The organism is Frankia sp. CoWAU3, from assembly GCF_977971855.1.
In genome coordinates, this window is the sequence record NZ_CDWWXB010000167.1 from 1 (window position 1) to 7760 (window position 7760).

The 7760-nt window shown below is 67.0% G+C and carries 8 protein-coding genes; 2 read left to right on the top strand and 6 right to left on the bottom strand.

Going from position 1 to position 7760, the window contains the following annotated elements; genetic code table 11:
• Positions 1 to 884 precede the first annotated feature (884 nt).
• From AC08ON_RS13920 to AC08ON_RS13935, 4 genes are all read right to left on the bottom strand, one after another.
• Positions 885 to 1505, bottom strand: a complete 621-nt coding sequence (locus AC08ON_RS13920; RefSeq protein ID WP_235186947.1) for a Uma2 family endonuclease — start codon at positions 1503 to 1505, stop codon at positions 885 to 887.
• Between the two features lie 1004 nt (positions 1506 to 2509).
• The gene (locus AC08ON_RS13925) at positions 2510 to 3958 is read right to left on the bottom strand and encodes an ATP-binding protein (RefSeq protein WP_476617120.1); all 1449 of its coding nucleotides are present in this window, start codon (positions 3956 to 3958) and stop codon (positions 2510 to 2512) included.
• Positions 3959 to 4453: 495 nt separating this feature from the next.
• Entirely contained in the window at positions 4454 to 5362 is a 909-nt protein-coding gene (locus AC08ON_RS13930) for an NAD(P)-dependent oxidoreductase (RefSeq protein WP_476617121.1), read from the bottom strand.
• Positions 5359 to 5754, bottom strand: coding sequence for an NAD(P)-binding domain-containing protein (locus AC08ON_RS13935; protein WP_476617122.1), 396 nt, complete (start codon positions 5752 to 5754; stop codon positions 5359 to 5361). Before AC08ON_RS13935 ends, AC08ON_RS13930 begins: the two co-directional genes overlap by 4 nt.
• Before the next feature lie 143 nt (positions 5755 to 5897).
• Between AC08ON_RS13935 and AC08ON_RS13940 the strand changes: the two genes are divergently transcribed.
• Positions 5898 to 6257: a winged helix-turn-helix transcriptional regulator gene (locus AC08ON_RS13940; protein ID WP_023840419.1), complete on the top strand. Its 360-nt coding sequence runs from the start codon at positions 5898 to 5900 to the stop codon at positions 6255 to 6257.
• A 388-nt stretch (positions 6258 to 6645) separates the two neighbouring features.
• Here the strand turns inward: AC08ON_RS13940 and AC08ON_RS13945 are convergent, their stop codons facing one another.
• Positions 6646 to 7053 (bottom strand): PIN domain-containing protein, encoded by a 408-nt coding sequence (locus AC08ON_RS13945; RefSeq protein ID WP_476617123.1) that lies wholly within the window; start codon positions 7051 to 7053, stop codon positions 6646 to 6648.
• Entirely contained in the window at positions 7050 to 7286 is a 237-nt protein-coding gene (locus AC08ON_RS13950) for an AbrB/MazE/SpoVT family DNA-binding domain-containing protein (RefSeq protein ID WP_476617124.1), read from the bottom strand. The genes AC08ON_RS13945 and AC08ON_RS13950 overlap by 4 nt, the downstream gene beginning before the upstream one ends.
• Here AC08ON_RS13950 and AC08ON_RS13955 point away from each other — a divergent pair.
• On the top strand, positions 7285 to 7671 hold the full coding sequence (locus AC08ON_RS13955; protein ID WP_476617125.1) for a hypothetical protein: 387 nt from the start codon (positions 7285 to 7287) through the stop codon (positions 7669 to 7671). The genes AC08ON_RS13950 and AC08ON_RS13955 overlap by 2 nt on opposite strands.
• Positions 7672 to 7760: the final 89 nt, after the last annotated feature.

Sequence of the window (7760 nt, forward strand, 5' to 3'; positions counted from 1 at the left end):
GGGCAAATAGGTCGACCTATCAATCGACGCGATCGTTCGCGTTGCGCAGACGCAGGTGGGCGGGCGTGGAGGCCCGGTTCGTACAATGCCGGGGCCCTCCGGCGGATCGGCTTCAATGGTGACTTTCCGTGCTTCACGTCCTCGATCGTGCAGGAGCCTTGTCCCCAGGTCGTTGGCGAGGGGCGAAGTCTCACGCTTTCGGGCGGCAGTCGGCCGGGCTCGTGAGAGATCCTTGCCCGTAGACCCGGCGGGGCTGGCGCCGGAGCTGCCGCGGTGACCGAGTGTCGGATCCGTCCTGGAACGAGGAGGCTGGACAGGCCGCCCGGGACGCCGAGCCGGCGTAGCCAGAGCCGGCCGGTCGTTCGCCGGGACCTACCGGTCAGCGCTCGTACGGGTCGAGCCCGGCGGTGATACCGCCGAGATGTAGGGCGTCCTCGATCTCACCGACTTTCGCCTCGGGTAGCACCCCCAGCCGTTCGATCACATCCTGATCGGTGCGAGGCCGTCGCACCAGGCCGATCACGGCCGAGGCTGCCGCACTCGCACGCGCTGCCGACAACCACCCCGGCGACCCGCCACCACTACGCCGAGCCGCCGACGGCTACCAGAAGGCCGTTGACGAGCTCATCCAACACGCCAGACTCGCAGCCTGACCCACCTGCCCAGAACTTGACCCATCCTGCGCGGCTTCGCCCGCCCAAGCCTTGCCCGCCCAAGCCTTCTAGGCACAACCGAGTCTATTGTGATCCGTGGCTCGCCCCGGGACGAGTGAAGCGATGGCGCCACGCTGATCCGCGACATCCAACCGTGCCAAGATCCTCTCGCACGGCTTGTAACAAATGACTGGGAGGGCCAAAATTGGTCCTGTCGACCTGTCGGGACGCTCAGAAAGCCAGGTCATCCCAGGTGATGGTGATCGGGATGGGGTTGGTGATTTCCGGTGGTCCGCCGGCCTCGTCTTTCATGAGGGTGCCAAGGTGTTTGTAGAGCATGCTGGCGCGGTCGAGGGCGTAGCGTTCGATGCTGGTGACGCCGTCGTTGTCGAGTCGGATGATCCAGTAGTGCTGGATGCCGGCGCGGGCGTATTCGCCGAGCTTGTCGGTGGTGTCCTGGGTCTCTGAGCCGGGCGAGACGATCTCGATGACGAGCAGGGCGTGTTCGGCGCGGAGCCGTTCGCCGCGGTCACGATCGAGGCAGCGGTAAAGGATGACGTCGGGCCGGCGGTTGAGCAGGGGGATGTCGCGGAGCCGCAGGTCGACGTCGTTGTTGACCGTCAGGCAGCCGTACCGGCCTGACTTCACGGCGTTCCGGGCGTGCCGCTCCAGCAGGTTGGCGAGCCGCCGTCCCGCGGTCTGGTGGTCCGGGGCGGGAGCCTCACAGAAGATGATGTAACCGTCGACGATCTCGATCGACCGGGCGATCTCCTCCGACAGCGCCTCGTACTCGGCTGCCGTCACGCGCGCGGGCTGCGGGCGCAGGTCGCGCAGCCAGCTGTCCTCTGGCAAGGCCGTCGTCACCATCGCCTCCCGGGCGGATGAGTCGTCACGCGTCCAAGACGTCGGTGGGACGCGACCATCCGATCCCAGCGTAGATCCTGGGCTCGCGTGGACGCGCATCGCAAGGCAACGCGACCGCGTCGAAGCCGCAGCCGCCGTCGGGGCGCCCCTCCGCGGCAGGGCCGTGCCCCGGACCGGCCACGGCCGCGCCGGTCTGTGACCACCGCTGGGTGGTGTGATCTCCTCGACAGGATTGCAACCAGACGGATCTCTGTACAGAGGAGTATTCGACGTTCACGGTCGCGCGTGACGTGCGTCGATGCAGCTCAGCACACCGCATAGCCGGATAGTCCTCATAATCCTCCGGTCGTGGGTTCGATCCCCACCAATTTTTTGATCATTCCTCCGACCTGGGTGGATGCGGTTTATGATCTATCCCTTTGAGATCCAGAGCTGTGGAACGATCCCGGTCAGGACCTCGACAGGTGGTTCGAGCCCCGCCTGGACGACCAAACCCGCAGGTAGATGCCCAGATCTAGGGCCGCCGGGGCTTCTGTCGAGCAAGGTCATCCCGCGCCGCCGCGCCCGCACTCGAGACCGGGAAGTGGATCCCTCCGTCAAGGTCGCCCCCAAGGTCACCCGCCGTCCAAGGTCGGCGCGGGGATCACGGAGCGTGCCCGTGCAGGGTCGTCAGATGCCTGCGGCAGGCCATGAACCCACTAATCCTCTGATGACTCTGCGTGTACATCGGCGTCCACGAGTTCCGTCGCTGTGGCTCGACTGATCGCGCGGCCACACCACGCGGAGTGCAGGCCGTTTCGCCCCATGCGTGGCTTTCGGGGCACATCAAAGGACCACGCATGGGGCGCCGATGCTTCTCACCGTGACCAGCGGCGGTGACGTGATTCATCTGGCTCGCGCGGTGGACTCGGCGTCATCTGGCCGGGTGGAACATGGGGATGGGCCAGGCATGGTCCAGGGCGTGTAGTGGTTGGCGGGTAAGGATCGATCGGCTATGAGTCCGTCCGCTGGTAGGTGGTGGCCCTGCCTCTGCCGCCGAGTTGAAGGATCAGCCCGCGGCCGCGCAAGTTTCGCAGGGCCTTGCGGATGTTCGGAGCGGACAGCCCGAGCTCTTCGGCGAGGTCGCTGACTGTTCGTCCCTGACGGGTCAGGGCCTGGTAGACGCGACGCTCCGTGGCGCCCAGCGGGGGCTCGGCGGTTGCCACGGGCGTGGCGGTCGCGAACTGGTGGAGGATGACGGTGAACCGGATGCCGCTGTCCAGGTAGTGGGCTGACGGCAGGCCATAGTCGGCGAGAGCCTCGGTGACGGTGGGAATCCCGCTGGCGAGGGCTTCGATAACCCGAGTTCCGGTCTGCGCAGAGCGGACGTGCTGGCAGATCGCGACCAGTCTGGCGTTGCGGGCGGAGGTCACCGCGTCGCGTCCGAGCCGGTCGACGGTGATGCCGTACAGGCCGCCGGGGTTGGTCATTACCAGGCGGTCCCGCAGAAGCCGCACTTCGACGGCCAGCCCGGCGGACCAGTGATCGAGGTCGCGGTGGATCAGCGCGTTGGCGACCAGTTCACGGAAGGCGACGAGTGGGTAGATCGGACGGTCACGAACGCTGCCGTCCATCTCGGCGACGATGGCGGTGTCGAAGGTACGTCGGGCCCAGAGCAGCGCCGTGTCAAGCATCCGCGGGACCGGTCCGCTGATGGTGACCTGGTTGCGGGCCCGCGTTGCGGCGGAGCCGGTGGGCAAGGGCTGCGCGGCGGCTTGGATGACGTAGCGAGGGAACCACTGTTGGGGATGGACCCCGAGAGCGAGCAGTCCCGCGACAGTTGGCTGCCCGCCATCCATCGTGACCCCAGCCCGGCGTAGGAGCTCGGTGTCGTCGGGAAAACGGCCGAGCCCGGCCGGGTCGCGTTCGCGGACAGCGAGTAGAAAAGCATCGACGAGTTCGGTGTCCAGCTCGTCGATGGTGGCGTCCTCGACAGGTGAACGGTCGAACAGCGGTGGCTGGCGAGCGGCCAGGAACCCCTGTTCCTCCACGTCAGACAGGGCGTAGTCGCCGTCGTAGCCACGTAGGTACGCCCTGCCGGTCGCGGTGACGCGACAGGGCTTGGTCGACCGGTCGTACTCGTGGACCTGCGCAACCACGACTGCGGCCCCGTCAACCTCCCCGTCTTCGATCGTGAGACGGACCGGCGGTGTGAATGCCCGGGCCCTGGCAGCCAGGCCCTGCTTGAGTACCTGCGGGTCGCTGAGCTCGACGGGGCGGAACCCGGCCCGCTCGTCGAGTCCCAGGATGATGGTCCCGCCCCCGGGCTGATTCGCCAGCGCGCTCAGCGTAGAGGTCAACGAGGCGGGTAACCCGCCGGCGGCAGCCTTGACCTCCACCTCGGTGGTGTCGGCTCCCGCCGCGCGCAGGAAGGCGATCGTCTGGCTCACGTCACGTGGCACACCCAAATGTAACCACGACGGAGTTACATTTGGCGTGTGGCGGTTACATTTGGCGGTCGTGGCTCGCGCCCCAAGATCGGAGAACATGGAAGATCGTCGGCGGGACGGTCGACACTGGCTGCGAGGGGTATCGACCGGCAGCCCTCCCCTCGATCGCAGGAAGGTCGACGCGACCACGACGCCCAGCGGTCACGATCATCGGGCGGCCTGGAAACGGGCGGAACCGCCCGGCGTAGACGAGGAAGAGCTTGTCCGGGATCCGGGCCGGTGGGAGCCGCACGCCCCTTGCCGGATTGCGGATGATCCGGGTACGTCGGGCGGCCGGTTGACTCCACGACTCGTGACGCTATCCGATCATCACCCACCGGCCCGCGAACGCCACACGATCACCAAACAAGATCTACAAGGCCGCCGCGCAACCGACGTGAACAGCTACCCTGTGCCAGGTACGCAGCTTGCGTGGCCCGGTGGTAGAACCGTGGTTCTGGTCGTTCCTCAGTCGCAGCCTTTGAGCATCTCGTAGAGAACGGTCCAGTTCTCGGTGCTGCGGCCCGCGGTGACGGCCTGGTCGTAGTGCGCCTTGACGGCTTTGGGCAGCTGTGTGTCGATGCCGGCCTTCTCACTCGTCCACACGATGTGGTTCGCTGTGGCGCCCATCATCCGTGCCGTGCTGAGGTCGCCGGGGTGTTCGCCGGCCTCCAGGCGCCGGGCCAGGTCCCATCCTTCTCCGATCATCGTCGGGATGTCGGTGAGGGTGTTCAGCGCGCCGGGTAGGAAGCCGGCGGCCGGGACACCGGCGGCGGTGACGAGCGCGGTGGCGTGGAGCAGGCTTGACAGGGCGGTGAGGAAGACGTCGAGGTGCGCCTGGTAGAAGAGCTGGGCCAGGCCTGGGTCCTCCCCGAGGTACCGGGGCTCGCCGATCAGTCTGAGCGTCGGTTCGTGCATGTCGAATACCGCGCGGGGCCCGCTGTAGAACACATGTGCCCCTGGACCGCCGACGGCGGGAGCGGGCACCATGACGCCTCCTGTCACGAAGCTCGCTCCGTGTCTGGCCGCCCATCCCGCCGCATCCCGGGAGGCATCGGGGGTGTCCGAACTGAGGTTGACCAGGACCTTGCCGGCAAGGACAGCGGAGGGTCGCGAACTTTCGGCGACCGGGTCGAGGATGTCGTACATCGCCTGGTAGTCGGTGAGGCTGAGGATGGTCAGCTCGCTGGCGGCGACCGCGGCTGTCGCTGTGGGTGCCAGCGTGGCGCCCCTGACGATGAGGTCGTCGGCGCGCCCCTCGGTGCGGTTCCACACTGTCACCGGATGGCCGGACCGCAACAGGGACGCGGCCATTGCCCGACCCATCGGGCCAAGGCCGACGACCGTCACAGGAGACAGACCGCCCTCACCGCTCATCGGGAGCTCCTGAGCTCTTCGAAGATGCGGGCGGTGCCCTGCTGGCCGTATCCGGCGGTGATCTGCCGGCGCACGATGTCGTGGACGGGCCGCAGCACCTCGACATTGACGCCCTGGTCCAGGCTGGCCGTCACCAGCGATTCCAGCGCGGCTTCGGTGAACTCGACCACAGAGTGCACCGACCGATGGTCAAGCAGGCACGCGACGACCACCCCGCCGCCGATGATCGCCTCCTCGACGGTCTCGGCGACGGTGGCGCCACGATCGCCGAGAGCCCGTGCTCTGCCTGGAGTGCGGTTCCACACCACGGTTGGTCGGCCGGCGTCGAGAGTCGCGGCGGCGAGCGCGCTGCCCATCGCGCCCAAGCCCAGGAAGGTCGTACAGGTCGTCATGGATTGCCCTCGCTCCGCTCGGTGGTCTGACTGGCGTGCCGTCCCGACTCTCCGCCCGAACCTTCCCCGCCGGCAAGTACCTACAATTTTGTTCAATACTTACCAGGAAGTAAGTGGCCAGCTGAGGCGAGGTTGAGGGTCTGATGGCGACGAGCGCGAGGCGCGGTCCCTACGTCTGCGGCATAGACGCCGGTATGGACGTGGTGTCAGGGAAGTGGAAGTCGCTGATCCTCTGGGAGCTGAACAACCACGGAACCCGGCGGTTCGGAGAGCTGCGGCGCGGCCTTCCCGGCGTCAGCGAGAAGATGCTCATCCAGCACCTGCGCGAGATGGAGGAGGACGGCCTGGTCCACCGCGAGGTGTATCGCCAGGTCCCGCCCCGGGTCGAGTACTCCCTCACCGAGCATGGCATCTCACTCAACGAGGCCCTCCGCCCGCTAGGCGAATGGGGGAAACGACGTTGCGAGCGCCTCGCCGTCGAGGACGCGCTCGAATCCGCGTAACCGGCCGCGCCTCGATCCCCACGATCATGGTGGCGAGGCGGACCGGAGCCGCCGGAACCACCAGGTTTGCGGAACGCACGTTCGACTCGGATACGGATGGTGCCGGCTGGGCGGTCATCGGGCATCGCTGCTGGTCGGTGCCCGGGTCCCGACGGGCGAATGATGATTTCAGGACCCATCTGGGCGGCGTCCCTGCTGACCCCGCGGACCGCTCCGGTCGTGTCGCTGTCGCCATGGGTGTAGAGGGTGTATGGACGGCCGATCGTAGCTTCCAAGATCGGATATTAGACGACGTCGCGGAACTACCGGAAAGTCGGATGCATCAATTGATTACGCGGCGCGTCCGTGAGGATCGGGAAGTGAAACGTACTCGGAGTCGCGAGCCACCTCAAGCGACAACAATGACCTTGACTCCAAGCGCGTCATAGGTCCCGCGTGCGCGAGCATCCCTCGTCGCGAGGGCCAGGCCGTGCTCCTTGGCAGCCAAAGCCACCAGCCCATCGTAGACGGCGCCCCCAACAATACCGACGCGACTCAACGTCGCGTGAACCTTCCGCGCATGCGGTCCGCTCAACGTTAACGGTGCAGTGAAGCGCACGTCGAGCAGACGCGCGGCGTCCGGCCCGGACAGTCTCGCGTCGCCGGGCATTCTGGTGAGTACCGAATAGGTCTCCACCAGCGCATGCCCACTCAGCGCAAGCTCCCGCCCGCCCCACCATTGCACCACATCCGCGTGGTGCGTGTGCGAACGTACCAGGAGCGGAACCGCGACACTCGTGTCGACCGCAATGGTCACCTGCGGCCCGCGTCAATGAGGCCGAACAGGATGTCGTCGTCGACGGGCGTATCGCTGGCTGACACGAGCACACCATCCTCCTCGACGAGGCGCGCGGTCCTGCCGGCAGGCACGATCTGGACACCGTCGCCATAGGGCGAGATGTCCACCTTCGTTCCCGGGAACAGGCCCAGCGCCTCGCGGAGGAGCTTGGGCAACACGATCCGGCCCGCCTGATCGACAACGGCTTCCATGGGAAAACGATACCATTTTGATCCCATCGCCGGAGGCCTCGCCCGCCAGGGCGCGATGTTCCTCCAGGCCTGGAACCTCGCGCCCCACAAGGCCGGGCGAGATGATCGCGACTCCGGCGTCCGCATCCCCGCGTCGGTGGATGCGGCGGATCATTGTCGTGCGGTCGGCAAGAAGCGTGACATGAGCGACGCGGTGTCCGGCGATGCGGTGTCCGGCGGCGCGGGTCGAGGCTGTCAGCTCGGCGAGCAGGTCGGAATCGAGGATGGTCATCGGCGCGATCACCGGGTCCTCGGGACCCTGGAGAGCAAGACGGAGCATCTCGCTGACCGCCTGGCGCCACAGGGAGACGTCGCGGAAGTCCCGCCGAAGGTAAGTGTTCGGTGATGTCGTGGGAGGGCTCGCCGAATGCCCGGCCGGCGTTGCCGGTCGGGTGCTGTCGGTGAGGCGAGTTAAGGCGCGGGTCCGTCGTGATC